Genomic DNA, 25,722 nt, shown 5'->3' with positions numbered 1-25,722 from the left:
TCGGATGGTCGTGCATGCGGTGGTACAGCTCGTCGCAGATGACGGCAGAAAAAGAACAGCGGCAGGATTCCGAAAAACCCTGCCGCTGAACTAAACCTCAGCGATTCACCCGGTAAATCACCGCGTCGTCGTTGCGGTACACCTCTTTCAGGAACGGCAATCCGTCCAGTCCGATCAGCCCTTCATTCGCGTACGCGGGCTTCGGCGGTGCGGCCGGACGACCGAGGATCACCCAGTGGACATTGAGTCGCTCGACCGCGGCCCGGACCGCCGGGTTTGTTTCGTAGTCGCGGAAATGTGCGGCCAGCAGCACTGCGTCCGAGGGCGGGTTGGAGCCGTCGTCGTGGGCGGCGACTGTTCGGACGCCGCTGAGTGCGTAGGTCCACGGCGTGCCGTCGTAGCGGTCGTTCATTGCCCATTCTCCGGGCTTCGCCAGCTTGCCCAGTTCCACCATCGCGCGTTCCTCGCCCGGCGTGATGTTCTGGTTGCGCGGATCGGGGCTGTGGTAGCCGCCCGCGATGATTTCGCTGTTGGTGCGCGTGTACAGGCCCTTCGTGACGCCCACGAAAGCCAGCAGCACCACCGCGGCGAGCACGGCAGGCGGCACCTTCGACGGCAGCCGTTCCTTCAGCCACTCGTGCAGTGCCGCGACGCCGTGGCCCGCGATGAACGACAGCGGCACGATCGCCATCGTGATGAACCGGTACGGGTCGTCCCACCACGGCCGCGACAGCGCCATGACCAGCGGCGAGTCCGAGGACGCCACCGCCAGGTAGAACAGGCCGGTGATCAGCGCGGTCAGCCCGATCCAGCGCAGCGCGCCGAGCCTGCGGAAGAAAATGAACCCGACGAACAGCGCCGCGGACAGCCAGATCTGCGGGTGCGGCTCGAAATGCTGGAATCCGAGCAGCGCGCCGAGTGCGGTCGTCGCCCGCCATTCGCTCGGCCAGCCGAGATAGCCCCAGCTGCTCGCCTGTCCCAGCGCGCCGAACAGCTGCAGCGACGCCACGAGAACCGACACCACCGCGATCGGCAGCAGCGCCAGCAGATCCTTCCCGATCGACCGCCATCGTTCGATCCAGCGCTGCACTAGCAGCGGTCCGGCGAACAGGATCGCGCCGAACAACGCGGACGAGTGCACGCACAGCAATCCGATCGCGCCGAGCATCAGCAGGAAGCCGGTGTCCAGCGCCACGCGGTCGAGGTAGCGGAGCAGCACCACGGCGGCCAGCGGGGTGAGGGCGATGCCCAGCAGGAAGGGGAACAGCGGCCCGCGGTTCATCGACTCGTACAGGCCCATCACCGGCGCGGCCGACGCGAGCGCGACAGCTCCGGCCAGCACCGCGCGGCCGCGGAACGCCCGCACCATCACCACGAGAGAGAGTGCCAGCAGTCCGGGCAGCAGCGCGGTGTTTACGTCGAGCGTCAGCGGGATCGAACCGCCGCCGAGCGTGTACTGCACGGACGCGAGCAGGTGGTAGGCGTTGGGGTAGAAGGGCGGAGAACCGTCGCCGTACCAGTTCAGCCGGCTCATGCCGAAGAGGCTGCCGTCGCCGCTTTCGGCGATGTAGCGCACGCCGTTGGCCGCGTACGGCGCGTCGCCGCCCTGTGCGATCGCGCCGAGGTGGCCCATGCCGTGCACGGCCGTGTAGAACCCGATCGCGGTCGCGAGGACGAGGCACGCGCCGACCGCCCAGTTCGCTCGCGGCTCCCAGACCCGCGGTTCCGGCTCGTGCGGCCACCGGCGCGCGGTGAGCCGCCGGAGTCCGAACGCGACAGCGGCGAAGAGCACCGTGGTGAGCGCGAAGGTCCAGACGTTGAAGGGCAGCCCGATCGCCGCCGTCCACGGACCGGCCAAGCCCCCGATGGCATAGCTCAGCAGCGGCGTCAGCCCGGCCAGCAGCCAGCCGCGCAGACCGGCGGCGACTCCGGTGATGAGCCCGGGAATTCCGAGCACGAGCAGGCAACAGGCGATACTGGCTGCCACGGACAGCAGGGTGGGTTCGCTCGGCACAGTCTTCCTCAGGTCACGGGGCATCCGCCGGCCCCCGCCGTGGCGGATGGAAATCGAGGCCCAGACTAGCGGGCACCCACATACACTCGAACGGCTGATGTCGGCAGTGAGCGGCCGCGCGCTTGACTGGAACTCGTGAGGAGCGGTCCGCCAGGGGTCGGCCGGACGGGTGAGGGGCGCGGGAGGCTGGGGGCGCGTGGTTTACGCGGTCGCGGGGGGATGGCTGGCGCTGGCCGCGCTGGTTGTCGCCGCTTGGCGGCGGATGGGGCGGGACCGGCGGTGGCGGGTCGCGGTTCTTCTGCTCGTTCTCGGGTTTTCGCTGCTGCATCAGCTGTTGTTCGCCACCGCGACCGAGGACGCGTACGTCAGTTTCCGGTACGCGCAGAACATCGCCGACGGCAATGGCCCGGTATTCAACACTGGCGACCGCAGTGAGACGTACGCGAATTTCCTCTGGCTCGTGGTGATCGCGTTGCCACGCGGGGCTTTCGGCGCGGATGTGCCGGCCGCGGCCGTCGGGTTGAGCTGTGCGGCCGCTTTGGCGTGCGTGTTGACGGCGTATTTCCTCGCCAATCGCATTACCGCGCTCGGCTTGCCTGAAGGGGCTGAGCCTCGGCGTGCGGTCGGGGTCGCGGCGGCGTTGCTGACCGCCGGGGCGAATGGCCTCGCGGTGTACGGACTTTCGGGCACTGAGCTGCCGATGTTCGCGTTGCTCGTGCTCTGCGTCGCGTACGCGTTGGTGGCGGGCCGGCCGTTGGTCGCCGGGGTGCTCGTGGCCGGCGCGGTGATGACCCGGCCGGAAGGGCTCGTGCTCGCGGTGGTCGGCGCGGGGTGGCTGGTTTTCGCTGCCGCACGGGGACGGCACACCTGGTGGGCGCCAGTCGGGTTTGTGCTGGGCGCGCTGGTTTTCCTGGCTCCCTGGACGGCTTGGCGCGTCACCTACTACGACCGGTTCGGGCCGGACCCGAGCCTGCCGCCCGGGCCGGACTGGCCGTATCTGGGCGGGTTCGCCTTGGCGCACTTGGGTTTTCTCGTCCCGGCCGCGGTCGTGGCGGGGCTGGTGGCGGCGCGAGGACGCGCGGTGGAGGCCCGGTCGGCGTTGTGGCTGCTGCTGGCGCTCGCCGTCGGCCACACCGCGCTCGTGCTGCTTTTCGAGGAGGACCTGGGACTTTCGTGGCGGCTGCTGGTGCCGGTGCCGCCGTTGCTGGCGGTCGCCGCGGTGGCCGGGTGCGGCGTCCTCGCCCCGGTACCGAGTCCGCGGGCGATTTCCCGGGCGGTTCCCGCCGTCACCGCGGTGCTTACCGGGGTGGCGGTGGCGGTCTCGGTGTTCAGCCCTGAGGTGCTGGAGCGCGTGCGGGCCTGGAGCACTCAGGGCGCGCAGCTGGCCGAGGTCGGCGACTGGCTCGCCCGCTACCTGCCGCCGGGTTCCGTCGTGAGCGCCGGGTCGCCGGGGCTGCTCGCGAGCCGCGCGGGTTCGCAGGTGCTCGTGGTCGGGCTGGACGCGGAACGGCCGACGCTCGCCGTGCCCGGCCGGTCCGGGTACGCCAGCCGCCAGGATTGTGCCGACGACCTGCCCGCCTGGTACCGCGTCGCGACCTTCCGGCGCATCGGCACGCCGTTCTGGATCTCGGTGTACCCGCGCGCCGACGAGGCCAGCCGGCTCGTCGGCGAACTCGACCGCGCCCCGGACTTCCGCTACGTGTCCTGCCCCTGAAGTGTGGCGGAGCCGACCCGCGCGACCTACCGGCGAGAAACCTACGGTCCCGTAGCCTTGGTGCATGGCTGATTTCGTGTACCCGCCCGTCCTGGTCGCCGCGCGGCTGATGTTCCGGCTGCTCGACAACCGGCTCCGGGTGACCGGCGCCGAACACGTTCCCGCCCGCGGCGGCGCGGTGCTCGCCTGCACGCACGTCAGCTACCTGGACTTCATCTACTGCGGCCTCGGCGCCCGCCCGGCGAAGCGGCTGGTGCGGTTCATGGCCAAGCAGGAGATCTTCCGCAACCCGGTCGCCGGCCCGCTGATGCGCGGCATGCACCACATCCCGGTGGACCGCGCCGCCGGGCAGGCGTCCTACGACGAGGCCGTGGCACGGCTGCGCGCGGGCGAGGTCGTCGGCGTCTTCCCGGAGGCCACGATCAGCCAGTCGTTCACCGTGAAGGACATCAAGACCGGCGCGGTCCGGATGGCCGCCGAGGCGGGCGTGCCGGTGGTCCCGATGGCGCTGTGGGGCACGCAGCGGCTGTGGACGAAGGGCCGTCCGAGGGACCTCACCCGCAGGCACGTGCCGATTTCCGTGGTCATCGGCGAGCCGATGCGTCCCGGCCCGGAGGACTCGTGCGAAGCGCTGACCACGGACCTGCGCGCCCGGATGTCGGAGCTGCTCGAGAAGGCCCAGGCGGAGTACCCGGAGGCCCCGGAGAGCGACGCCGAACGCTGGTGGCTGCCCGCGCATCTCGGCGGCAGCGCGCCGACGCCCGAGGAAGCCGCCGCGCTCGACCGCCGCGAGTGAAAAGCGCCTAGAACCAGCGTTCCAGCACCTGCGCCACTCCGTCTTCCGCGGCCGGGCCGGTGACCTCGTCCGCCACCGCCAGCACCGTCGGGTGCCCGTTGGCCATCGCGACGCCGTGCCCGGCCCACTGCAGCATCTCGACGTCGTTCGGCATGTCGCCGAAGGCGATCACCGACGACTGAGGCACGTCGAAGCGCTCGGCGATGTCCGCGAGCCCGGTCGCCTTCGTCACGCCGTGCGCGGACAGTTCGATCAGCCCGCCCGAGGACGAGTACGTGACGTCCACCGCGCCGTCGAGCACCGCGCTCACCGCTTCGGCCATTTCCTCCGACGTCATCCCCCGGCGGCTGACCAGCAGCTTGATCGCGGTTTTCCCGAGCACCTCGGCGCGCGGCGCGGTCCGGCTCTCCTCGTCGCCCCACGGATTGTGGTACTCCGGCTCGATCACGAAATTGCGCAACTCGTGGTCCACCGATCCGGTGCTGATCCGTTCCGCCGCCAGCCGGCAGCCGGGCAGCGCCTTGTCGAGCGCCGAGGCCAGCTCGTGCAGCAGTTTCGGCTTGAGTTCGCCGTGCACCGCGACCACCGAATCGGTGCCGATGTCGAGCAGCACGGCTCCGTTGGCGCACACCGCGTAGCCGGTCAGCCCGAGCGGCCCGGCGATCGGCGCGATCCAGCGCGGCGGGCGGCCGGTGCACAGCACGAACGGCACGTCGTCGTCCAGCACCCGGCGCACGACCGACACCGTGCGCGGCGTCACTTGTTCGCTGGGGCCGAGCAGGGTTCCGTCGACATCGGACGCGATCAACCGGGGTTTCTCCACCCGTCCCATTCTCCCGGTCGCCGCCCGTTCGAGCGAATGTCAGTGCCGGACGTTACGGTCGGCGTCGTGCGAGCAGGCATCGTAATTCTTCCCGAGGACCGCTGGTGGGCGGCCGAGCCGAAGTGGCGCGCGGCCGAGGAGTACGGCTTCGACCACGCGTGGACCTACGACCATCTCGGCTGGCGATCGCTGGTCGACGGGCCGTGGTTCTCCGCCGTGCCCACCCTCACCGCGGCCGCCATGGTCACCTCCACGATCCGGCTGGGCACCTTCGTCGCCTCCCCGGTCGCGCGGCACCCGGTGCCGTTCGCGCGCGAGCTGATCACCCTGGACGACGTGTCCGACGGACGGTTCGTGCTGGGTGTCGGCGCGGGCGTGGACAGCGCGCGCTACGACGCGCGGGTGCTCGCCGCGCCGGAGCTGACCGCGCGGCAGCGGGCCGACCGCTTCACCGAGTTCGTCGAGGCTCTCGACGGGCTGCTGATGACCGACAACTTCGATTTCTCCGGCGAGTACTACACCGCGCGCGGCGCGCGGAACCTGCCCGGCACGGTGCAGCGCCCGCGGCTGCCGTTCCTGGTCGCGGCGAACGGTCCGCGCACCATGACGCTGGCCGCGCGGTTCGGGGCGGGCTGGGTCACCACCGGCCGCGGCGGGGACACCCTCGACGAATGGTGGACCGGCATCGAGGAGCTGGTGCGCACGTTCGACCAGCGGCTCGAAGCGGCCGGCCGCGAACCGGCGGGCATCCAGCGGCACCTGAGCCTGGACGCGGCCCCGGTGTTCTCGCTCAGCAGCGTCGCGGCGTTCCGGGAGGCCACCGAACGGGCCCGGGAGCTGGGCTTCACCGACGTCATCGCGCACTGGCCGCGTTCGAGCGGGCCGTACGAGGGGCACGAATCGGTGCTGGAGAAGGTCGTCGAAGAAGTGCTGCCGGGCCTCAAGGCCGAATAAGACCTCGGGACCGCGGCCGGGGAGGCCGCGGTCCCGAGGGTCACTTGACGATCGTGTAGATCTGCGCGCCGGGATTGCGGTAGACCAGCCGCAGGAAATCGCGGCCCGCCAGGTCGCGCAGGCCGGGGGAGAGCGGCGCGTCCTTGGCGATCGAACCGCTGCCCACCAGCACGTGGTGCACCTTCAGCCGCCGCACCGCCTCGCGGACGCGCAGGTCCAGGTCGTAATCGCGGAAGTGCAGGGCCAGGTACGCGGCGTCCGGCGAGATCGGGCCGCCGCCGTCGTAGTGGCCGGCCACCGGGTGCACGCCGGTCAGCGCGTACATCCACGCGGTGCCGTCCAGCCGGTCGTTGAGCACCTTCTCCTCGGCCGGGATGTTCATCCGGCCGAGGAAGTCCATCGCCGCGATCTCGTCCGGGCTGACCGGCGGCGTGACCTCGCCCTCCGGGCCGTTGTAGTACAGGAACGACACCGCGGTGGCGTTCGCGGTGCGGTAGAAGCCGCCGGTCAGGACCGCGGTCACGGCCACGACGACCGCCGCCGCCGCGACCCCGAGCCGCGACACCACCTTCGGCCGCGCCTGTGCCCAGCTGATCGAGCGGATCAGCTGCGCGGTCCAGCGCTGCAGTTCCGCCATGCCGTGCCCGGCGAGCAGGCACAGCGGGATCGCGGCCAGCGCCATCAGCCGGAACCGGTCGTTCCACCACGGCCGCGACAGCGAGATCACCAGCGGCGAGGCGCCGTAGGACGTGACCAGCACGAACAGCCCGGACAGCCCGATCGCGGAGATGATCAGCCAGCGCAGCCTGCCGAGCGCGCGGAAGCTCAGCACGCCGACCACGAGCAGCACGGTGAGCCAGAGCTGCGGTTTGTGCAGCACCTGCTGGAAGGTGGCGAGCATGTTCAGCGCCGACAGGACCGGCAGGTCCGAATTCCACGGCTGATACGGGTACGCGCCGTTGGTGAAGCCGATCGCGCCCAGGATCTGCAGCGCGGCGAGCGCGAGCGCGAACACCATGACCGGCACTGTGCGCACGATGTCGCCGCCGATCACGCGCAGCCCGCTGCGTCCCTCGGGCACACCGTCCACCCGAAGCCCGCGAAGCGAGCGGTACCAGCGCTGCAGCACCAGCGGAGCCGCGAAGAGCGTGCCGCCGAACAGTGCGCTCGAATGCGCGACGAGCAGGCCGTCCACCGTGAGCGCCAGCACCAGGCCGGTGTCGATGGCCGGGCGTACGAGGAAGCGCTGCAGCGAGACCACCATGAGCGGGGTCAGGACGACGCCCAGCGCGTACGGCAGCAGGCCACTCGACACCGACTCGTACGCACCCGTGGTGGCCGCAGCGGCGATGAGAGCGGCGCAGCCGGCGAAGACCGCACGGCCGCCCATCTGGCGGACCACCGCGACCATCGACAGCGCGAAGATGCCCGCGACCGGCATGGTGACGGCGTTGAGCGTGACTGGGATGGTCGTTCCGGAGATCTGGTACACCAGCGCGGCGACCAGGTGATAGCCGTTCGGGTAGAACGAGCCGTCCGGGTACCAGTTGATCTTGCTCATGCCGATGAGCGAGCCGTCGCCGGTGTCGGCGATGTAGCGGATGCCGTTCGCGTGGTAGACGGTGTCCCAGCGCTGGAAGACCGCCGTCGTCCCGCCGCGCGCGGACAGCACCACGGCGATCGACAGCGCGGTGGCCACCACGACGCACGCGGCGACCGACCAGTGCGCCCGCGTGCTCCAGACGACCGGGGGCTCCTCCGCGCCGGGGCTGATCCAGCCGCGGACGAGGCAGAGCCTGCGGACGCCCCACGCGACCCCCGCCAGCAGCACGGTGCAGGCCGCGGCGGTGAGCACGTTGTACGGGAGGCCGACGGCCGCCAGCCAGGGCCCGCCCAGACCGGTGACGGCGTAGCTGAGCAGCGGCGCCAGCCCGGCGAGGGCCCAGCCGCGCAGTCCCGCGGCCCTCCCGATGATGCCGCCCGGGACCACCAGCACGGCCAGGTAAGTGGCGACCGCGCCGAAATAAGTCCAGAAGGTGTCTGGTGCAGGCATGCTTCTCACTTGTGTAGTGCGGGTAAAACCCGGCGGGATGCCGAGGTCGGTTCGGGAGGCGGTCGCGCGACTGCGTACCCTGAGCGCCCGTGAGCGAGCACACGAACTCCGCCAAGATTACTGAAGACGACTTTCGCGGTTACGACCTCGTCGTCGTCGGGTCCGGTTTCTTCGGCCTGACCATCGCCGAACGGGCCGCGGCCGAGCTGGGCAAGAAGGTCCTGGTCCTCGAGCGCCGCCACCACCTCGGGGGCAACGCCTACTCCGAGATCGAGCCCGAAACGGGCATCGAGGTGCACCGCTACGGCGCGCACCTGTTCCACACGTCCAACAAGCGGGTGTGGGACTACGTCAACCGCTTCACCGAGTTCACCGGCTACCAGCACCGGGTCTTCGCGCGGGTGAAGGACCAGGTCTACTCGTTCCCGATGAACCTCGGCCTGATCAACCAGTTCTTCGGCAAGTCGCACACGCCGGACGAGGCGCGCGAACTGATCGCGAAGCAGGCCGCGGAGTTCCGGACCGAGGACGCGCAGAACCTCGAGGAGAAGGCGATCTCGCTGATCGGCCGCCCCCTCTACGAGGCGTTCATCCGCGGGTACACCGCGAAGCAGTGGGAGAACGACCCCAAGAACCTCGGCACGAACATCATCAACCGGCTGCCGGTCCGCTACACCTTCGACAACCGGTACTTCAACGACACCTACGAGGGTCTGCCGGTCAACGGCTACACCGCGTGGCTCGAGAAGATGGCCGAGCACGAGAACATCGAGATCCGGCTGAACGTCGACTACTTCGACGTCCGCGAGCACATCCCGGCGGGCACCCCGACGGTCTACACCGGGCCGCTCGACCGCTACTTCGACTACTCGGCGGGCCGGTTCACCTGGCGCACCGTCGACTTCGAGTCCGAGGTCGCGCAGACCGGCGACTTCCAGGGCACCTCGGTCGTGAACTACAACGACGAAGAGGTCCCCTACACCCGGATCATCGAGTTCCGCCACTTCCACCCGGAGCGGGACTACCCGAAGGACAAGACGGTCATCTTCCGCGAGTACTCGCGCTTCGCGAAGGAAGACGACGAGCCGTACTACCCGATCAACACCGCCGAGAACCGCGAGAAGCTGGAAAGCTACCGCGAGCTGGCGAAGGCCGAGGCGCGCGAGAAGAACGTGCTGTTCGGCGGGCGGCTCGGCACGTACAAGTACCTCGACATGCACATGGCGATCGGGTCGGCGCTCTCGATGTTCGACAACAAGATCGCACCGCATTTCACCGACGGTGCGCCCCTCGACGGGACGATCGATGCTTGAGAAAGACACCCCGCGCGGTGAAGTGGCCGTGCTCTCCAGCACGCAGAAGGTGCTGAAGAAGCCCGGCACGGTGCGGATCGCCCGGGGAATGTCGCTGTTCGGGGAGCACAGCGCGGGATGGTTCGCGCTGGGCTTGCTCGGAGCGGCGGTGGACCGCGACCGGCGCAAGGACTGGCTGGTCGCGGCGGCCGGAGTGGTGGGCGCGCACGCCGCGTCGATCGCCGTGAAGCGCGTCGTGCGGCGGCGCCGTCCGGACCATCCCAGCGTGGAGGTTCTGGTCGGCACGCCGAGCAAGCTGAGCTTCCCGTCGTCGCACGCGACGTCGACGACAGCGGCGGCGGTGCTCTACTCCGGATTGACCGGGCGTAACCTGGTCCCCGCCCTGGTACCGCCGATGCTCGCCTCGAGGCTGCTGCTCGGCGTTCACTATCCGACAGACGTTCTGGCCGGAGCTGCCCTGGGAGGCGCAGTCGGCGGTCTGATCCGACGGAAGCTGACCAAGAAGCGATGAGCGAAACGACCGACGAGCGAACCGAAAACGCGTCCGGTACGGCCGAATCCGCGGAAGCGAAGGAATCGGCTGCCGAGAAGACCGAGGTCGCCGAGGAAACCGAAAAGGCCGGGAAGACCGAACCCTCGGCCTCGGCCCCGGCGGCGGCCGCCAGCCCGAGTCCGGTGAGGCTCGTGCTCGGGGTGGTCAAGACCGCGCGGCCGAAGCAGTGGGTGAAGAACGTCCTCGTCTTCGCGGCGCCGTTCTTCGCGTTCTCGAAGGCGACGAACCGGACCGAGCTGGTCATCGACGCGCTGATCGCGTTCGTGGCCTTCTCGCTCACCGCCTCGTCGGTCTACCTGATCAACGACGCCGTCGACGTCGAGGCCGACCGGGCCCACCCGACGAAGCGCAACCGCCCGATCGCGGCGGGCATCGTCCCGGTCCCGGTGGCCTACGCCTCGGCGGTGGTGTTCTTCCTGGCCGGGCTCGCCGTGTCGTTCGCGGCGGACTGGCGGCTGGCGATCGTGCTGGCGGTCTACGAGGCCGTGCAGCTCGGCTACTGCTTCGGCCTGAAGCACCAGCCGGTGGTGGACCTGGCGATCGTCGGCTCGGGCTTCCTGATGCGCTCGGTGGCGGGCGGCGTCGCCGGCGGCATCGCGATGTCGCAGTGGTTCCTGCTGGTCACGGCGTTCGGCTCGCTGTTCATGGTGGCGGGCAAGCGGTACGCGGAGATCATGCTGTTCGAGCGGACCGGCGCGAAGATCCGGTCCTCGCTGAAGAAGTACTCGGCGAGCTACCTGCGCTTCGTGTGGGCGACGTCCGCGGCGATCCTGATCATGTCCTACTGCCTGTGGGCGTTCGAGATCCGCCAGGCGGAGCACAACTCGGTGTGGGCGGTCGTGTCGATGGTCCCGTTCGTGATCGCGGTGCTCCGCTACGCGGTCGACGTGGACGGCGGCAACGCCGGCGCGCCTGACGAGATCGCGCTGAAGGACCGCGTGCTGCAGGTGCTCGGCGCGACCTGGGTCGTGACCCTGTTCCTGTCGTTCTACCTGTGAACGGCACGCGGATTTAAACAGCTGGGATTCAGCTTCTCCACAGCATCGACGGTCACCCTCGGGGGTGGGAGCCGGGACACTCCGCCTCCCGCCCCGCTCAGCCCGGAGGACCGACGATGAACGACGACAAGAACCCCTCGCCTGGCGAGCCCGCCGGGCCGGAGCCTGCTGAGCAGTCCGGGGCCGCTTCCGGCGAGGGTGCGGCCGGCCCGCCGGGAGCCGAGGAGGCCACGCGGCCGAGCCAGCCGGTGCCGCCTGCCGAGCAGACCAGTCAGCTGGGCCAGTCCGCTTCGGCCGCGGAACAGCCTGGTCAGTCCGCTTCAGCCGCGGAACAGGGGGGTCAGTCAACTCCGGCCGCGGAACAGCCTGGTCAGCCCACTCCGGCTGCGGAGCAGGCGGGTCAGCAGCCGATTGGCCACTACGCTCACCCCGGCCCGTGGGGCATGCCCCTGAAACCGAAGCAGAGCGGCTTCCGCCGATTCGTCGCCCACCGGGCAACCCAGCTGGTCGCGGTGGGAGTACTGGGCTTGGTCGTGGGCGGAGGCATCGTCGGCGGCGTCATGGCCGCGACGCACCACCCCGGACGCCCCGGGATGAGCCAGCACCACGGCGGCCACCGCTTCGACGACGGCGGCCCCGGCCCGCGCCACCGCGTCCCGGACGGCGGCAACGAGCACAACGGCCCCGGTTTCGGCAACGGCGGCTGAGCGAGCAGCACGTTCGCCGGTCTCGAGCGCGACACCCAATCCGCAGTCCCCGGTCGCGGTGGGCTAAAGGGCGGCGAAGGTGTCGTTCAGGATTTTCACGATCGCGCGCGGGGTGCCGGAGATGAGTTCGGTTCGGCCCTCGGTCGTCTGGTAGGTGAGGATCCGGCCTGATTTCACGTCGGCGGCGAGGACGGGGCCGCCGGTGAGATGGCGGCCCTCGGTGCGGCGTGCCACGTACAGCTGGTGAGTGGCGTCGGCGGGCTGGTTCAGGGTCGCGGTGAGGTATTCGTGGCTGTTGGTCTCGTCGAATGGGTCCGGGGCCGCGTCGGACGCGGGCGTTACCGAGACTGAGCGCACGGGCGCGCCGGGGATTTGCGGGAGAGTATCGAAAAGCGTCGTGGCCAGGCGGGTCGGTGCGGCTGGCCGGATTTCGACCAGGCCGTCCTGTGCGGAGACCAGAATCGCGGTTTGTTCCCGCTGCGCGACGATAGCCGTTCGCTGGATTCCGCCGCGCAATGCGGACCAGGCGAAATACTCGCGTTCGGCAAAGGCGAGGACTTGCAGCGTGGCACGCAAGTGTGCGGACGGAGCGGCGTTTTCGGCAAGCCCGAGCTGGGCGAGCAGATTAATGGTGGCGTCGTGGAGTTCGCGGTGTGCGCCGGATTTGACCCAGACTCGTCCGGCGCGCAGCAGCGGATGCTGTTCGCCGAGGTCAAGCATGTCCCAGACGGCCGAAAGCGCTTCGACGGGCAGGGTTACGGTCTGCTCGACGTCCTCTCGCACCTGCGCCCCCCTCGGCCCTGGCTTTCGGCTGCCGTGAGCACGGTATCCGATTGATCACTCGCGTGGGGTTGGTGTCTGCAATTGAGAACAGGTAGCAGTGAGGAGAAAAGCAAACTCCGATAAGACGTAAAGACTATAGGCATCAATGCTCTGATCATTCCTGCTCTGGCCTTGGCGGCGGTAGACGTGTGTGATTAACCGACGATGGCCAAGCCTCCGCTCTCCGCCGCGACTCGCACCATTGGCGAGCGCGTGCGCGCGTTTCGCAACGACGCGGGGCTGAGCCAGGAACAGCTGGCCGAACTGGCCGGGGTGCACTGGACGTTCGTGAGCCAGGTCGAACGCGGCCTGCGCAACATCAATCTGCACAATCTGCTCAAATTCGCCGACGGTCTCGGCGTGAACCCGGCCCGGCTGGTGGACGGGCTGCGGCCGCCGTCCGGCGACTAGTCCACTGTGGACGGACGAAGGACCTGGCGCAGCGTGCCTTCCCGCAGCAAGAGAATCTGCGTGAGCACCTGCAGTCCGACGAAGAACGCGATCGACAGCCCGGCGTCGAGCGCGGGAACGTCGTCGACCGGCAGCCGGTAGGCCATCCCGATGCTCAGTCCACTGTGGACCAGACTGCCGACGCCCCACGCCACGGTGAGCCTGCGCCACACCCGGCGGAACGACGGCCGCTCCTCCCATGCCGCGTCCAGCCGGGAGCCGCGGCCGGGCAGCAGCGCGCGGGCCGCCTGATAGGTGGTCGGATACCGGCCGATGACCAGGCTGGCGAGCAGCCAGCCACCCGCCAGCGTGCTGAACCAGGCTCCGCGCACCAGCAGCAGCCGGGCATCGCCGGTCATCAGCGTGGTGGCCGAACCGACGGCCAGGAACATCAGGACGAGCAAGCCGATCCCGTCCACGCGACGCCGCGTGACCAGCTGGTACAGCACGCGCAAGGCGGGCGGCAGACCGCTCAGCAGCAGCGCCCACACCGGCGGGACCTCGAAGGCCCGGAGCAGGTAATAGCCGCCGACTGGCGCGCCGAGATCGAGCAGCAGCGCGGCCAGCGACGAGCGGAATTCGTTCCCCATGCCCCGAGTTTCGGCGCGGCGGCCGGCTCAGGGCATCGGCGAGCCGGTCAGCCCGGCATCCACCGAACGGTGGAGGCCGGGCCGGAAAACCTCAGACCGGCAGCTTGCGGAAGATCGGCCGCGGCACGTGCCGCAGGATCGACATCACCAGCCGGAACTCCGACGGCGACCACACGAGGTCCTTGCCCTTGCGCGCGGCCTCGACCGCGACGTCGGCGACCTGCTCGGCGGTCCGGGTCAGCGGGGCGTCCTTCATCCCGGCGGTCATCTTGGTCTTGACCTGGCCGGACCGGACGACGGTCACCTGCACGCCGTGCGGCGCGAGGGCCTCGCCGAGACCGAGGTAGAAGCCGTCGAAACCGGCCTTGCTCGAGCCGTACACGAAGTTCGACCGGCGGACCCGCTCGCCCGCGACCGACGACAGCGCGATGACCTTGCCGTGGCCCTGCGTCTTGAGCTTCTCCGACAGCGCCACGCCGGCCGACACCGCGGCGGTGTAGTTGACCGTCGCCAGCTCGACCGCCTTGCCGTGGTCCTGCCACAGCTCCTCGGCCTCGCCGAGCAGGCCGAACGCGACCACCGTGACGTCGATGTCGCCACCGGCGAACGCCTCGTCCAGCACCTTCGGGTGGGACGCGAGGTCCTTGGCGTCAAACGCCACAGTGGACACTTCGGCACCGCGATCCTTCAGGCGCTGCGCGGCTTCCTCCAGCCGCGGCGAAGGACGAGCGGCCAGCACGACCCGCAGCGGCTTCTCCGCGAGGTACTTCTCCGCGATCGCCAGCGCGATGTCGGACGTGCCGCCGAGCAGCAGCAGGGACTGGGGGTTACCGACCGCGTCGATCACAGTGCGAGCCTCCGGCTCATGTCAGAGGCGAAAACGCCTTCGGGGTCAACGGAAGCGCGCACCTTGCGCCACTCCTCCAGCCGCGGGTACATCTTCGCGAACGTCTCGGGCGAGGTGCGCGAGTCCTTCGCGGTGTAGAGGCGGCCGTTCGCGTCCAGGACCATCTCGTCCATTTCCTCGCAGAACCGGCTGAGCCCGTTCTTGATCGGGAAATCGACGCTCAGCATCCAGCCCGGCGCCGGCCAGGACATCGGAGCCGGGTTCGAGTCGCCCATCCGCTTGAACACGTTCAGGAACGAGTAGTGCCCGGACCGCGAGATGGCCCGGCAGATGCCCTTGAGCTGGTCTTCCGCGCCGAACGGCACGGAGAACTGGTACTGCAGGAAACCCTTGCTGCCGTACGCGCGGTTCCACTCGCTCAGCATGTCGAGGGGGTGGTAGAACTGCGTCAGGTTCTGGATCTTGCCGCGCGCGCCCTTCTTGGGCACCGTCTTCTGCCACAGCTCGTTGATCAAGCCGAAGGTGAGCTTGTTGCCGAGCCCGTTGGGGAACACGTCCGGCAGCGTCAGCAGCTGCGGCGCGTCGAACTTCAGCGGGTTGCTGCGCAGCTTCGGCGGCAGCTGGTCGAGCTTCGCGAGCGAACCGCGCGAGAACGTGGCGCGGCCGAGGCGGCTGTCGGACGAGATCAGGTCCGGCACCGACATCGAGTAGTCGTAGTTGAGGTCTGAACCATCGGTGAAGAGCCCGAGGGTCTCGTCGAGGTTCGAGGTGCGGTCGGCGTCCACGTAGAAGTACGCCGTTTCCGTCTTCTTCATCCGGATCGTCGCGCGGAGGATGATCCCGGTGAGCCCGATCCCGGCCACGGTCGCCCAGAACAGCTCCGAATCCGGGCCCTCCGGGGTGAGCGTGCGCACGTTCCCGTCGGCGGTGAGCAGGTCCATCGACACCACGTGGTTGCCGAAGCTGCCCGCCGAGTGGTGGTTCTTGCCGTGGATGTCGTTGGCGATCGCGCCGCCGATGGTCACCTGGCGGGTGCCCGGCAGGACCGGGACCCACAGGCCGTACGGCAGCGCCTCGCGCATCAGCTTGTCGAGGCTGACGCCCGCGTCGAGGTCGACGAGGCCGGAGTCCGGGTCGATCGAGTGGATGCGATCGAGCACGGTCATGTCGACGACCAGGCCGCCCGCGTTCTGCGCCGGGTCGCCGTAGGACCGGCCGAGCCCTCGGGCGATGACCCCGCGCGGGCCCGCGGCGGCGACGGCTCGGGCGATCGTGTCGACGTCGCGCGTGCTCAGCACGTCGGCGACGGTCCCGGCGGTGCGGCCCCAGCCGGTGAGCGTGCGGCGCTGTGTCTCGGGTGCTTGGGTCACACGACCAGGGTAGCCACGCCGAACACCGCCCGGAACGTGACCCTGAAGTGCTCGCTTCTACACTTTGCGCATCAAGGCACAAGCGTCCGAGCGTCGAAGTGGGTAATACGGACACTGACGCAATAGGCCGAGAAGGTAATCCAAGTGGTGGCTACAGAACCGCAGAGTGACCAAGCGCAGCCGGCTCCCGCGGGCCCCGGTCTGCTGGGCCAGCTGATCCGGTTCGGCGTGATCGGCGGCTTCTGCGCCCTGCTCGACCTGGGCACGTACTCGCTGCTGCGCGCGATCGGGATGGACGCCACCCCCTGGGTGGACCTCGCGCGCGCGATCAGTTTCATCGTGGGCACGACCACGGCGTTCTTCCTGAACCGGCGCTTCACGTTCGCCGACGGGCGGCGCGACGGGAACGCCCAGGTCGGCAGCTTCGTTCTGCTGTATGCCGTCACCTTCTTCGTCGCCGTCGGCGTGAACCAGCTCATGCTGCACGTGCTGCCGGAGTCGGGGTGGAAGGCCACGCTGGCCTGGGTGGTGTCCCAGGCAACGGCGACTGTGATCAATTTCGTGATGCTCAAGTGGGTCGTGTTCCGTGTACGGCCGGTAAAGGAGAACTGAGTTCGATGCCCGGTAAAGCAGCCCCGGTCGCGGAGGCGGCCCCCGCAGGCCAGACGCGGTTCGCCGAACACGCCCCCGAAGGCAGGCTCACGGCCCAGCGCGGGCTGTACGCCGGGCCGGCTCCGATCGTCAGCAAGGACATGTACGCCGAGGTCGAGCAGGGCAACGCCCAGCGCGAGCGCGGCAGCGTCACGCTCGAGCCGTCCGCGAAGGTCACCGGCAACACCTACTTCGGCCGCTTCCCGGCGAGCTACTGGCAGCGCTGGACCACCGCGACCGAGGTGAAGCTGGAAGCCGTCGTCACCGGCGACGGGCTGCTGTCGCTCGGCGCGTCCGACATGCTCGGCGACCCGCGCGTGGTCGACGCCCAGCAGGTGTCCGGCGCGAAGGGAGCCAAGGTCGAGCTGACCGGCAAGCTGGACAAGTTCCACGACGGCGGCGCGCTGTGGCTCGACCTCGAGACCGAGGGCGGCCAGACGCTGCGGGTCGAGCAGGTCCGCTGGACCGTCGACGCGCCGGAGTCGATCCGCCCGACCGCGGTCACCATCTGCACGATGAACCGCGCCGACGACTGCCTGAAGAACCTCCAGGCGCTCGCCGCGGACGTGTCCTCGCTCGACACGCTCGACGCCATCTACGTCGCCGACCAGGGCACCGACCTGGTCGAATCGCGCGAGGGCTTCGAGCAGGTCGCGAAGGACCTCGGCGAGAAGCTGCACTACATCAAGCAGCCGAACCTCGGCGGGGCGGGCGGCTTCACCCGCGGCCTGTACGAGGTGGCCGGGCACACCGAGACCGAGCACGCGAACGTGCTGTTCATGGACGACGACGTGCTGCTCGAGCCGGACCTCGTCGTGCGCATGACGGCGTTCTCCAACCGCGCGGCCAACCCGATCATCGTCGGCGGCCAGATGCTCAACCTGCTGCACCCGAACCAGCTGCACGTCGGAGCCGAGTACGCCCGGCTGAACACGCTGGAGCCGGGGCAGCCGGTGCAGCACTCGCTGTCGACGGCCGACCTGCTCGGCGTCGACGAGGACGGCAACCCGAACCGCCAGGAACGCCGCCTCGACGCCGGGTACAACGGCTGGTGGTCGTGCCTGATCCCGTACGAGGTCGTCAAGGCCATCGGCTACCCGCTGCCGTTCTTCTTCCAGTGGGACGACGCGGAGTACTCCTACCGGGCCCGCGAATACGGTTTCCCCACGGTGACCCTGCCGGGCGCGGGCGTGTGGCACGCGGACTTCCACTGGAAGGACTGGGACGAGTGGCACCGGTACTTCAACCTGCGCAACTCGATCATCACCGCCGCGCTGCACTCGCCGTTCAACCTGAACCTGCTCTCGCGCGTGCTGATGGCGCAGCTGGTTCGCTACCTGCTGGGCATGCAGTACGGCCTGTCCGCGACGCTGATCAAGGCGGTCGAGGACTTCCTGGAGGGCCCGGAGATCCTGCGCGACGGCGGCGTCGAGGCGATGAAGGAGATCCGCCGGATCCGCGACGCGTACCCGGAGACCAAGCGGCACAAGGCCACTGACGTGCCGGGCATCGCGTCCAACGACATCGGCATCATCAACAGCGCGCCGCGGCCGAGCATGCAGCGGCTCGTGCTGATCAAGCGGATCCTCGACAAGGTGCTCGGCCGCAGCCGGTTCGGGCTGGGCGCGGTGCCGGTCGACGAGGCGCACTGGTGGCACATCGCGCTGTTCGACACCGCCGTGGTCACCGACGCGTCGCAGGAAGGCGTGCGCGTCCGCAGCTACGACAAGGTCAAGATGTTCGACCTGGCCAAGCGCGGCGCGAAGGTGATCAACCGGCTGCGCAAGGAAGGCGCGAGCGTGCAGGAGCAGTACAAGCGCGCGATGCCGGAACTCACCTCGCGGGAGAACTGGAAGCGGCTGTACGAGCTGTGATTGCCTGAGCTGTCCGGGAAGGGCGTCTCGCGTTTCGGCGCGGGCGCCCTTTCTGTCTTTTTCGGTAGCTTTGAATTCATGGCCGACCTGGTTTCCCGCGCGCGAGCTCTTGCCGACGACCTGTTGTTTCCCGCGGCGGCCGAGGTGGACCGGCTGGGCGTGGTGCCGCGCTCGCATTTCGACGCGCTCGCCGAGGAGGGGTTCTACGGTCTCGCCGCACCGGATTCCGGGGTCGAACTGCCGCAGCTGGTCGGCGTGCTCGAAGCGCTGGCCGGCGGGTGCCTGAGCACCGCGTTCACCTGGCTGCAGCACCACGGGCTCGTCGCCGGGCTGGCCGCGACGGACCGGGAAGACCTGCGCGAGCGGTATCTGGCGGACCTGATCAGCGGGCGGCTGCGCGCGGGCGTCGCGTACGCGGGCGTGATCCCGACCCCGCCGCGGGTGCGGGTCCAGCGGGTGGACGGCGGTTACCGGTTCGACGGGGAAGCGCCGTTCGTGAGCGGCTGGGACGCGATCGACCTGCTCCAGCTGTCCGGGCGCGACGGCGACACGGTGGTCAACGCCCTGGTCTCGCCGATCGTCGGGCACAGCCTGGTCGCCGAGCCGTTGACGCTCATGGCCGCGCAGGGCACCGCGACCGTGCGGTTGAAGCTCGACAACCACTTCATTCCTGACGAATCGGTTTTCGCCAAGGTCAGCCACGACAAATTCGTGGCGGGCAATACGTTCGCGGCGCGGCTCAACGGATGCGCGCCGCTCGGTCTCGCCGAGCGCTGCGCTCGCTTGATCGAGGCGGCTGGCGAAGCGGAAACGGCAGCGGCGTTGCGGTCCGAACAGGACGAAATCCGCCGTCGCCTCGACGCCGGACTCGCTGATCCGGCGACGCTTCCGGCTGCCCGCGCCGCGGGTGCCGACCTGGCGTACCGGTCGGCGGGCGCGCTCGTCGCGGCGACGGGCAGCCGCGCGGTGCTGGCCGGGGCGCACGCTGGTCGGCTGGTGCGCGAGGCGACGTTCCTGTTGGTAGCCGCGAGCAGACCGGAGATCCGCGCCGGACTGCTGGCACTCGCCCGTCGTTAAACGGACAGGCCGAATTTGCCCTTTCGACTCAGATCGTCCACATAAGCGGCGGCCACGTGGACGAAATTCACCGAAACAGTGTTGCCGTCCCGGGTTTCCAGCGAGTGGACGCCGCCGTGTTTCAGAAGGTCCGGAAGCTTCTCCTCGACGGCTTCGGAACTGTCGGCGGTGAGCGGGAAGATCAGCGGTTCGCCGCCGGTAGCGAGGTGCAGGACGAGGGCTGGTTTGGGAGCTGTCATGAAGCCATGGCAGCAGCGGGTGATCAACGGGGGCAAGGGCGGTTCGCCGACAGCGGATCCGCTCACAGCGGATTCGCTCAGCCCGGAGCCGATAGCCTCGACGGTGCGCAGTGGACTACGGTTTCGCCGGGGAGAGACCGGATTTAGGGGTGGGTCGTGCCGTACACGTTGACGCTGTCACCGGCAGCGGTGGATCTCCTGCTGGCCGAACTCGGGCTCGGCCGCGCGCCAGTGCCGTTCGTGGTGCCGCACATCGGCATTACCGGCGAGGAACGCGCCGCGGTGCGCGACGCCGTTTTCCGCGATCTCGACAGCCGCGGCCTGCTGCGGCGGGGGACCATCGACGACGACGTCCAGATCGCGCTCGCCACGTTCGCCCAGCCCGGCCTCGCGATTTCCGCGGCGGCGAAGCTCGGCGACGAGCAGCTGTTCGCGCGCGTGGCGTCCAACGGCCAGTTCGCGGTGCTCGTCTGCCAGCGGGACGGGATGTTCGCCTTCGAGGAGGTCCGCCCGACCGGCATCGTCCCGGCGATCGTCGACCTGCTGCCGCTCACGCCGGCCGCACCGGGACAGTCGGTGACGGTCGCGCGGCCGTCGAAGCAGCCGGTGCGGGGCGACGCGTACGACCCGTTCGCCGGGGTCAGCGGGCCGCGGACGCACAATCCGCAGCTCCGGGCCGTCCAGCGGATCTTCGAGAAGCCGCGGCTGGCGGTCGGCCAGTTCACGCCGTACGTCCGCGACGGCGCTGGCCACGAGCGGGCTCTGCCGTCGCTCGCGTGGTTCGACACCGAACTCGGCCGCTACCTGCTGAGCACGCGCGATTCCAGCGACGGCAACCGCTGGCTCACCTACGCCCCGGCGGACAATGCCCGGCTGGCCCAACAACTGTTCACCCAGCTCGAAGGCTATTCGGCAAACGCCTGACCGGAGCGGCTCGCGTCGGTAAACTCCGGCGCATGAGCACTGATCCGCTGGCGGCAGGCGGGCTGAACGCCAAGGGCATCGCCGAAGCCGCGGCCGAAACGCACAAGCTGGCCGGCACCGCGAAAGCCGGCGGGTTCAGCATCGACGGCGACGCACTCGGTGACCTGCGCAAAGCGCTCACCGACATGGTCACCCGCCTCGAACGGCTCAAGCCGCAGACACAGGCGCTGACGACCGCGCCGAAGCTCGGCAGCCATCCGTACGGGCAGACCGTGGCCGAACACGACCGCAAGAGCGGAGCCGACGCACCCGGGTCGGCTCTCGACGTGCTGGACCAGTTCGGCCGGATCCTGCGGGAGGCCGACGAGGCCCTCGCGCGCGCCGGCGGGGTCTACACCGAGAACGAGAACCAGGCCATCGATTCCCATCGCACCGTGAAGGGCACCGAATGAGCACGCCGCAGCCGGGGCTCGCGCCGTCGGACGCCGACTACCTCGGGCACCCGCACCAGCAGCTGAAGTCGTTTGTCGAGGCGAATCTCGACGTGGAGCAGGTTTCCTCGGTGGCGCACGCGTACACCGAGGTGCAGAAAGCGTTCGAGGAGTTCGCCACGCAGCTGGGCGAGGCCGTGAAGAAGGCTTCGCACGCGTGGAGCGGCGAGGCGGCGGCCGGTGCGCAGGCGTATTTCGTGAGCCTCGCCGAATGGGCCGAGGCGAATAGCCAGAACGCGAAACTGGCCGCGCAGATCGTCGAGGAACAGGCGTCCGCCGCGCAGGTCGCGAAGCATTCGATGCCGGAAGCGGTGCCGTTCGACTGGTCCGAGGAATTCGACAAATGGTCGCACGCGAGCCCGCTCGAAATGGGCGACGCGATCGACGCGACGTTGAAGAAGCAGCAGGAGAGCCGTTCCGCGCACGAGCAGGCCGCGGAGACGATGTCGAAGTACGACGCTTCGCTGTACTCGTCGGGCTCGAAGCAGCCGACTTTCGCGCATCCGCCGAAGTTCGGGGTCGCCGCTGGCGGCGGTGCCGCGGTGGCGATGCCGACGGGTCCGGAGCATCACGACGCCGCTCCGGCTAACCCTGCTCCCGCTCCCACCCCAGCGCCTGCGGTGGCGGACGCCGGCTCGGCCTCGGCGGGCGCTGCCGCCGGTGGCGGGGGTGCGGTGGCTGGCCACGTGAGCGCCCCGACCGTCAGCGGCCCGAGCCAGTTCACCGGCGCCGTGCACCCCCCGATGCCGGACGCCGCGACCACCGCGGCGGGGTACGCCCCGCCAGCCGCCCCAGCCACCCCGAGCGGCGGCAACGCCGGGGCAGGCGGAATGGGCATGGGCGCGATGCCGATGGGCGGCATGATGGGCGGCGGCGGAGGCTTCGGCAGCGACGAGGAACACGAAAACAAGGTCGGCCGAGGCGGCAGCGGTTCGTTCGGCCCCGGCGACGGAGCCATGTCCCCCGGCGCGGCGGACGTAGCCGCGGGCGGAATGGGCGGCGCTCCCGCCCGCCCCGGCATGGGCTTCGGAGCCCGCCCGTACGACGACGGCAACGACCAGCCCGCGTTCGTGATGGAGATCGACGAAAACGAGGAATACGGCGGACACCGATCCGCGCCGCCGGTGATCGGGGAGTAGCTGCTGAATCCGTTGTGGACAGTGGGTTGTGCACTGTCCACAACGGACTCGTGCGGTTCAGTCCGCTATCGTGCCCCACCCGCGCATCATCCTGATCGCGCTGCTCACTGCCTTGACACCGTCTCGGAACCCGCGGATCGAGTTACGCAACGGTGCGCTCATGGCTTCCAGCGGCTTCATCTGAGTCAGAAACGTGCTCAGGACGGTTTCGGCTTCGGCCAACGGCGCGGTGACTTCCTCCACCGGCCCGATCGCCTGGCGTTCTTTTTCGAGCTGCTCCCGCAGGTCGTTCTCTTTGAGGAACGTGACGTAGGACCGCATGATCTGATCGGTTTCGAGAACCGTCGTCTCGAACTTCCGGGCCCGATTCTGGAAGTCGATCCCGAGCGGCTGCAGCTCGGCGGCGATTTCCAGCAGCAGCCGACGAGCCTCCGGCGGCGAGGCCTCGGTCACCGGCCGGGTAGACCGGTGTTCGTCCCTGGTCGGTGAACGCCATGTGTTTGAGCGACTGCGTAAACGGCTCGATGAAATCGAGCACGACATCGTCCGCTTGCGCGTAGCTGAGAAAGATCCGGATGGGAGGTTTGGGCGAAACCCGGCTCAATACCGGTAAAACTTCTCCGCCCGCCCCTGCCGAACCAGCTTCAGCCACTGCGCGAATGCCTTCGGATCCCGCTTCACGCCCACGAAATACAAGCCGAACCGCAGCACCTCGAGTGCCCCGATCTTCCGCATTCCCGGCTGCGACAGCAAATACCCGCGGTTGCGGTACGTGTAATACCGCTTGACCTCGTTCTCCGGGTCCTGCGCGTGGAATTTCCCGCCCAGCATCGGTTTAAACTCGTCCGAGCCGTCCGGGTGCAGGTAGGTCGTGCGCAGCGACGTGCCGAACGGCAGGCCGGACCGGACCAGGCGGCGGTGGAGTTCCACCTCGTCGCCGCGGAAGAACAGGCGCAGGTCCGGTACGCCGGTGACGTCCAAAGTGGACGCGCGGAACAGCGCGCCGTTCATCAAGGACGCGATGCCCGGCAGGAAATCCGTGCCCAGTTCGGCCGGCGAGCGTTTCCAGGTGAGGCCGCGGCGCAGCGGGAACGCGAGTTTCGCCGGGGCGTCGATGTTCGCCACCACTGGCGAGATCTCGGCGAGGCCGCGTTTTTCGGCTTCCTCCAGCAGGATCTCGAGCACGTGCTCGTCCGCGGGACGGCCGTCGTCGTCGGCGAGCCAGACCCAGTCCGCGCCGAGCGACAGCGCGTGCAGCATGCCGAGCGCGAAACCGCCCGCGCCGCCGAGGTTTCGGTGCGACGGGAGGTACGTGTACGGCAGCGGGAAGGACTCCACGACGTCCCGCGCGGATTTGTCCGGGCCGTTGTCGACCACGACGAGGTGGTCGACCGGCCGGGTCTGGGCGGCGATGATCTTCAGCGAGTCCGCGAGCAGCTCGCGCCGGTGCCGCGTGACCACCACGCCGACGACGGCGCCCTCGGGCAGCTCTCGCGTCTCGCCGGTCATCATTCCCCGCCGTTCGTCGTGGTCGCGGGCTCGATGCCGAGGCGCTCGAGACCTTCCTGGCTCATGTTCTCGAACGGGTCGCGGCCCTTGTACTCGGTGAGCACGTCGCGCAGCGAACCCTGCTTCTTGACGTGCCCCTCGTCCATCCAGATCGCGGTGTCGCACAGCTCCATCAGGAACTCGTCGGAGTGGTTCGCGAACACCAGGATGCCGGAGCGTTTGACCAGGTCCTTGAGCCGGTCGCGGGCCTTGTTGAGGAACGCCGCGTCGACCGCGCCGATGCCCTCGTCGAGGATCAGGATCTCCGGGTCGATCGAGGTCACCACGCCGAGCGCGAGCCGCACCCGCATGCCGGTGGAGTACGTCCGCAGCGGCATCTGCAGGTAGTCGCCGAGTTCGGTGAACTCCGCGATGTCGTCGACGCGCTTTTCCATCTCCTTGGCGCTCATGCCGAGGAACAGGCCGCGGATCAGGATGTTCTCCACGCCGGAGATCTCCGGGTCCATGCCGATGCCGAGGTCGAACACCGGCGCGATCCGGCCGACGATCCGCGACGAGCCGCGGGTCGGCTCGTAGATCCCGGCGAGCAGCCGCAGCAGCGTGGACTTGCCCGCGCCGTTGTGCCCGACGAGACCGACCCGGTCGCCCTCGCGGAGGCTGATCGACACGTCGTGCAGCGCCTCGATGATCGGCACCTTCTGGTCGGAGCTGATCTTGCCGCCGACCTTGCCGAGCACGCGCTTTTTCATCGAACGCGTTTTCGCGTCGAAAATCGGGAAGTCCACGTACGCGTTGTGGACGTCAATGCTGACCATCTGTCACACCCAATACGAGACGCGAGACCGGTAATTGCGCATGGCGACGAGCGCGAGCCCCCACCCGACGATGGTGATGCCGCCGACCACGACCCAGCTGGTCCAGGTCACCGCCTGTCCGATGAGCGGCGACCGCACCACCTGCATGTAGTGGTAGAGCGGGTTCAGCTTGATGATCGGCAGCGCCCACGACGCGCCGTCCCGCGCGCCGCCGGACAGCAGCTGGTCGACCGGCCACACGATCGGGGTGCCGTAGAACATCAGCTGGATCAGCGAATTGATCAGCTGCGGAATGTCGCGGAACCGGGTCGAGATGATGCCGAGCAGCAGCGCCGCCCAGCCCGCGGTGAGCGCGAGCAGCACGAAACCGGGAATGGCGAGGAAAATGTTCCAGCTCAACCCCGGGTGGCAGTACTTCTCGGGCAGGCACGCGCCGTCCGGCGACCCCAGCGAATACGGGGAATCGAGCGCCGAGAAGAAAATGATCAGCAGCACGACGTAGACGATCATGTTGTGCGCCAGCAGCAGCGTCTGCCGCCAGATCGTGCGCAGCACGTACACGCTGATCGGCGCGGGGACCTGTTTGATCAGGCCCTCGTTCGCGATGAACGTCTCCATGCCTTCGGTGAGGCAGCCCTGGATGAAGCCCCAGATGATGAAGCCGGTGGAGAGATAGGGCAGGAACACCTCGATCGGCGTCCGGAACAGCTGCGAGTACAGCAGGCCGAGACCGAGCGCGATGACACCCTGGCTGATGGTGATCCAGAACGGCCCGATGATGGACCTGCGGTAGCGCTGCTTGATGTCCTGCCAGCCGAGATGGGTCCAAAGCTCGCGGGCGGCGAAACCGGTCTTGATGTCGTCGATGGCACGCGCGAACGTCTTGCTGTCCGACGCCGGTGGAACCGGAGTCGAGACATCGGGTTCGGCTGCGTGAACCGTGCTGGTGGCATGCACGTGGACGAGGGTACCGATGGGACGAGGCGGGCTAGGCCCGAC

General features: G+C 69.1%; 26 protein-coding genes. 14 read left to right on the top strand and 12 right to left on the bottom strand.

The genetic code is table 11. The features are described 5' to 3' along the window. Positions 1-97: 97 nt before the first annotated feature. The gene (locus F9C11_RS05795) at positions 98-1,987 is read right to left on the bottom strand and encodes a DUF6541 family protein (RefSeq protein ID WP_409183871.1); all 1,890 of its coding nucleotides are present in this window, start codon (positions 1,985-1,987) and stop codon (positions 98-100) included. Positions 1,988-2,210: 223 nt separating this feature from the next. Between F9C11_RS05795 and F9C11_RS05790 the strand changes: the two genes are divergently transcribed. Together F9C11_RS05790 and F9C11_RS05785 are read left to right on the top strand one after the other, a co-directional pair. Further along, positions 2,211-3,728 (top strand): hypothetical protein, encoded by a 1,518-nt coding sequence (locus tag F9C11_RS05790; RefSeq protein ID WP_409183870.1) that lies wholly within the window; start codon positions 2,211-2,213, stop codon positions 3,726-3,728. 64 nt (positions 3,729-3,792) lie between these two features. Next, positions 3,793-4,524, top strand: coding sequence for a lysophospholipid acyltransferase family protein (locus tag F9C11_RS05785; protein WP_409183869.1), 732 nt, complete (start codon positions 3,793-3,795; stop codon positions 4,522-4,524). 7 nt (positions 4,525-4,531) lie between these two features. Here F9C11_RS05785 and F9C11_RS05780 read toward each other — a convergent pair whose 3' ends face one another. After that, positions 4,532-5,356, bottom strand: a complete 825-nt coding sequence (locus F9C11_RS05780; protein ID WP_409183868.1) for an HAD family hydrolase — start codon at positions 5,354-5,356, stop codon at positions 4,532-4,534. Positions 5,357-5,413: 57 nt separating this feature from the next. Between F9C11_RS05780 and F9C11_RS05775 the strand changes: the two genes are divergently transcribed. Beyond that, the gene (locus tag F9C11_RS05775; RefSeq protein WP_409183867.1) at positions 5,414-6,301 is read left to right on the top strand and encodes an LLM class flavin-dependent oxidoreductase; all 888 of its coding nucleotides are present in this window, start codon (positions 5,414-5,416) and stop codon (positions 6,299-6,301) included. Between the two features lie 40 nt (positions 6,302-6,341). On the opposite strand, the gene F9C11_RS05770 is transcribed toward F9C11_RS05775, so the two are convergent. After that, a complete protein-coding gene (locus F9C11_RS05770; RefSeq protein ID WP_409183866.1) occupies positions 6,342-8,354 on the bottom strand; it encodes a DUF6541 family protein in 2,013 nt (670 codons plus the stop codon). Between the two features lie 89 nt (positions 8,355-8,443). Here F9C11_RS05770 and glf point away from each other — a divergent pair, with 89 nt between their 5' ends. From glf to F9C11_RS05750, 4 genes are all read left to right on the top strand, one after another. Continuing rightward, on the top strand, positions 8,444-9,667 hold the full coding sequence (glf, locus tag F9C11_RS05765) for a UDP-galactopyranose mutase (protein ID WP_409183865.1): 1,224 nt from the start codon (positions 8,444-8,446) through the stop codon (positions 9,665-9,667). Continuing rightward, positions 9,660-10,178, top strand: coding sequence for a phosphatase PAP2 family protein (locus F9C11_RS05760; protein WP_409183864.1), 519 nt, complete (start codon positions 9,660-9,662; stop codon positions 10,176-10,178). The genes glf and F9C11_RS05760 overlap by 8 nt, the downstream gene beginning before the upstream one ends. Beyond that, positions 10,175-11,218 (top strand): decaprenyl-phosphate phosphoribosyltransferase, encoded by a 1,044-nt coding sequence (locus tag F9C11_RS05755; RefSeq protein ID WP_409183863.1) that lies wholly within the window; start codon positions 10,175-10,177, stop codon positions 11,216-11,218. Before F9C11_RS05760 ends, F9C11_RS05755 begins: the two co-directional genes overlap by 4 nt. Positions 11,219-11,334: 116 nt before the next feature. Then, positions 11,335-11,925 (top strand): hypothetical protein, encoded by a 591-nt coding sequence (locus tag F9C11_RS05750; protein WP_409183862.1) that lies wholly within the window; start codon positions 11,335-11,337, stop codon positions 11,923-11,925. Between the two features lie 63 nt (positions 11,926-11,988). Here the strand turns inward: F9C11_RS05750 and F9C11_RS05745 are convergent, their stop codons facing one another. After that, positions 11,989-12,708, bottom strand: coding sequence for an ESX secretion-associated protein EspG (locus F9C11_RS05745; protein WP_409183861.1), 720 nt, complete (start codon positions 12,706-12,708; stop codon positions 11,989-11,991). 204 nt (positions 12,709-12,912) lie between these two features. Here F9C11_RS05745 and F9C11_RS05740 point away from each other — a divergent pair, with 204 nt between their 5' ends. Next, positions 12,913-13,158: a helix-turn-helix domain-containing protein gene (locus F9C11_RS05740; RefSeq protein ID WP_409183860.1), complete on the top strand. Its 246-nt coding sequence runs from the start codon at positions 12,913-12,915 to the stop codon at positions 13,156-13,158. Here F9C11_RS05740 and F9C11_RS05735 read toward each other — a convergent pair. The 3 genes from F9C11_RS05735 to F9C11_RS05725 form a co-directional block, all read right to left on the bottom strand. After that, on the bottom strand, positions 13,155-13,787 hold the full coding sequence (locus F9C11_RS05735; protein ID WP_409183859.1) for a VC0807 family protein: 633 nt from the start codon (positions 13,785-13,787) through the stop codon (positions 13,155-13,157). The genes F9C11_RS05740 and F9C11_RS05735 overlap by 4 nt on opposite strands. Before the next feature lie 91 nt (positions 13,788-13,878). Beyond that, entirely contained in the window at positions 13,879-14,634 is a 756-nt protein-coding gene (locus F9C11_RS05730) for a decaprenylphospho-beta-D-erythro-pentofuranosid-2-ulose 2-reductase (RefSeq protein ID WP_409183858.1), read from the bottom strand. After that, a complete protein-coding gene (locus F9C11_RS05725) occupies positions 14,631-16,004 on the bottom strand; it encodes an FAD-binding protein (protein WP_409183857.1) in 1,374 nt (457 codons plus the stop codon). Before F9C11_RS05725 ends, F9C11_RS05730 begins: the two co-directional genes overlap by 4 nt. A gap of 144 nt (positions 16,005-16,148) precedes the next feature. Between F9C11_RS05725 and F9C11_RS05720 the strand changes: the two genes are divergently transcribed. From F9C11_RS05720 to F9C11_RS05710, 3 genes are all read left to right on the top strand, one after another. Continuing rightward, a complete protein-coding gene (locus tag F9C11_RS05720; protein WP_409183856.1) occupies positions 16,149-16,616 on the top strand; it encodes a GtrA family protein in 468 nt (155 codons plus the stop codon). Positions 16,617-16,621: 5 nt separating this feature from the next. Then, positions 16,622-18,529, top strand: a complete 1,908-nt coding sequence (locus tag F9C11_RS05715; protein WP_409183855.1) for a glycosyltransferase — start codon at positions 16,622-16,624, stop codon at positions 18,527-18,529. 78 nt (positions 18,530-18,607) lie between these two features. Continuing rightward, positions 18,608-19,606, top strand: coding sequence for an acyl-CoA dehydrogenase family protein (locus F9C11_RS05710; RefSeq protein ID WP_409183854.1), 999 nt, complete (start codon positions 18,608-18,610; stop codon positions 19,604-19,606). Here the strand turns inward: F9C11_RS05710 and F9C11_RS05705 are convergent. Next, positions 19,603-19,845, bottom strand: a complete 243-nt coding sequence (locus tag F9C11_RS05705; protein WP_409183853.1) for a hypothetical protein — start codon at positions 19,843-19,845, stop codon at positions 19,603-19,605. The genes F9C11_RS05710 and F9C11_RS05705 overlap by 4 nt on opposite strands. 156 nt (positions 19,846-20,001) lie before the next feature. Between F9C11_RS05705 and F9C11_RS05700 the strand changes: the two genes are divergently transcribed. Genes F9C11_RS05700 through F9C11_RS05690 form a run of 3 tightly spaced genes read left to right on the top strand, consistent with a single transcriptional unit; the run spans position 20,002 to position 22,399 of the window. After that, entirely contained in the window at positions 20,002-20,769 is a 768-nt protein-coding gene (locus F9C11_RS05700) for an ESX secretion-associated protein EspG (protein ID WP_409183852.1), read from the top strand. Positions 20,770-20,801: 32 nt separating this feature from the next. Further along, positions 20,802-21,221, top strand: a complete 420-nt coding sequence (locus F9C11_RS05695; RefSeq protein WP_409183851.1) for a hypothetical protein — start codon at positions 20,802-20,804, stop codon at positions 21,219-21,221. Beyond that, the gene (locus F9C11_RS05690) at positions 21,218-22,399 is read left to right on the top strand and encodes a hypothetical protein (RefSeq protein WP_409183850.1); all 1,182 of its coding nucleotides are present in this window, start codon (positions 21,218-21,220) and stop codon (positions 22,397-22,399) included. The genes F9C11_RS05695 and F9C11_RS05690 overlap by 4 nt, the downstream gene beginning before the upstream one ends. A gap of 57 nt (positions 22,400-22,456) precedes the next feature. Here F9C11_RS05690 and F9C11_RS05685 read toward each other — a convergent pair whose 3' ends face one another. The 4 genes from F9C11_RS05685 to F9C11_RS05670 form a co-directional block, all read right to left on the bottom strand. Next, positions 22,457-22,852 (bottom strand): hypothetical protein, encoded by a 396-nt coding sequence (locus tag F9C11_RS05685; RefSeq protein WP_409183849.1) that lies wholly within the window; start codon positions 22,850-22,852, stop codon positions 22,457-22,459. Positions 22,853-22,999: 147 nt separating this feature from the next. Beyond that, positions 23,000-23,908: a glycosyltransferase gene (locus F9C11_RS05680; protein ID WP_409183848.1), complete on the bottom strand. Its 909-nt coding sequence runs from the start codon at positions 23,906-23,908 to the stop codon at positions 23,000-23,002. Continuing rightward, a complete protein-coding gene (locus F9C11_RS05675) occupies positions 23,908-24,723 on the bottom strand; it encodes an ABC transporter ATP-binding protein (RefSeq protein ID WP_409183847.1) in 816 nt (271 codons plus the stop codon). The genes F9C11_RS05680 and F9C11_RS05675 overlap by 1 nt, the downstream gene beginning before the upstream one ends. 3 nt (positions 24,724-24,726) lie before the next feature. Further along, a complete protein-coding gene (locus tag F9C11_RS05670) occupies positions 24,727-25,680 on the bottom strand; it encodes an ABC transporter permease (RefSeq protein WP_409183846.1) in 954 nt (317 codons plus the stop codon). Positions 25,681-25,722 lie beyond the last annotated feature (42 nt).

Source organism: Amycolatopsis sp. VS8301801F10, from assembly GCF_046195355.1.
GTDB lineage: Bacteria > Actinomycetota > Actinomycetes > Mycobacteriales > Pseudonocardiaceae > Amycolatopsis.
The sequence above is the reverse complement of the archived record's forward strand: the minus strand, read 5'-3'. Positions and strand labels throughout refer to the sequence as shown.

What these genes read in the sequence shown, in the direction of transcription:
- F9C11_RS05785 (WP_409183869.1), top strand. Translation starts at nt 3,793, where the DNA reads ATGGCTGATTTCGTGTACCCGCCCGTCCTGGTCGCCGCGCGGCTGATG.
- F9C11_RS05780 (WP_409183868.1), bottom strand. Translation starts at nt 5,356, where the DNA reads ATGGGACGGGTGGAGAAACCCCGGTTGATCGCGTCCGATGTCGACGGA.
- F9C11_RS05770 (WP_409183866.1), bottom strand. Translation starts at nt 8,354, where the DNA reads ATGCCTGCACCAGACACCTTCTGGACTTATTTCGGCGCGGTCGCCACT.
- F9C11_RS05760 (WP_409183864.1), top strand. Translation starts at nt 9,660, where the DNA reads ATGCTTGAGAAAGACACCCCGCGCGGTGAAGTGGCCGTGCTCTCCAGC.
- F9C11_RS05755 (WP_409183863.1), top strand. Translation starts at nt 10,175, where the DNA reads ATGAGCGAAACGACCGACGAGCGAACCGAAAACGCGTCCGGTACGGCC.
- F9C11_RS05750 (WP_409183862.1), top strand. Translation starts at nt 11,335, where the DNA reads ATGAACGACGACAAGAACCCCTCGCCTGGCGAGCCCGCCGGGCCGGAG.
- F9C11_RS05740 (WP_409183860.1), top strand. Translation starts at nt 12,913, where the DNA reads ATGGCCAAGCCTCCGCTCTCCGCCGCGACTCGCACCATTGGCGAGCGC.
- F9C11_RS05735 (WP_409183859.1), bottom strand. Translation starts at nt 13,787, where the DNA reads ATGGGGAACGAATTCCGCTCGTCGCTGGCCGCGCTGCTGCTCGATCTC.
- F9C11_RS05715 (WP_409183855.1), top strand. Translation starts at nt 16,622, where the DNA reads ATGCCCGGTAAAGCAGCCCCGGTCGCGGAGGCGGCCCCCGCAGGCCAG.
- F9C11_RS05710 (WP_409183854.1), top strand. Translation starts at nt 18,608, where the DNA reads ATGGCCGACCTGGTTTCCCGCGCGCGAGCTCTTGCCGACGACCTGTTG.
- F9C11_RS05705 (WP_409183853.1), bottom strand. Translation starts at nt 19,845, where the DNA reads ATGACAGCTCCCAAACCAGCCCTCGTCCTGCACCTCGCTACCGGCGGC.
- F9C11_RS05695 (WP_409183851.1), top strand. Translation starts at nt 20,802, where the DNA reads ATGAGCACTGATCCGCTGGCGGCAGGCGGGCTGAACGCCAAGGGCATC.
- F9C11_RS05690 (WP_409183850.1), top strand. Translation starts at nt 21,218, where the DNA reads ATGAGCACGCCGCAGCCGGGGCTCGCGCCGTCGGACGCCGACTACCTC.
- F9C11_RS05680 (WP_409183848.1), bottom strand. Translation starts at nt 23,908, where the DNA reads ATGACCGGCGAGACGCGAGAGCTGCCCGAGGGCGCCGTCGTCGGCGTG.
- F9C11_RS05675 (WP_409183847.1), bottom strand. Translation starts at nt 24,723, where the DNA reads ATGGTCAGCATTGACGTCCACAACGCGTACGTGGACTTCCCGATTTTC.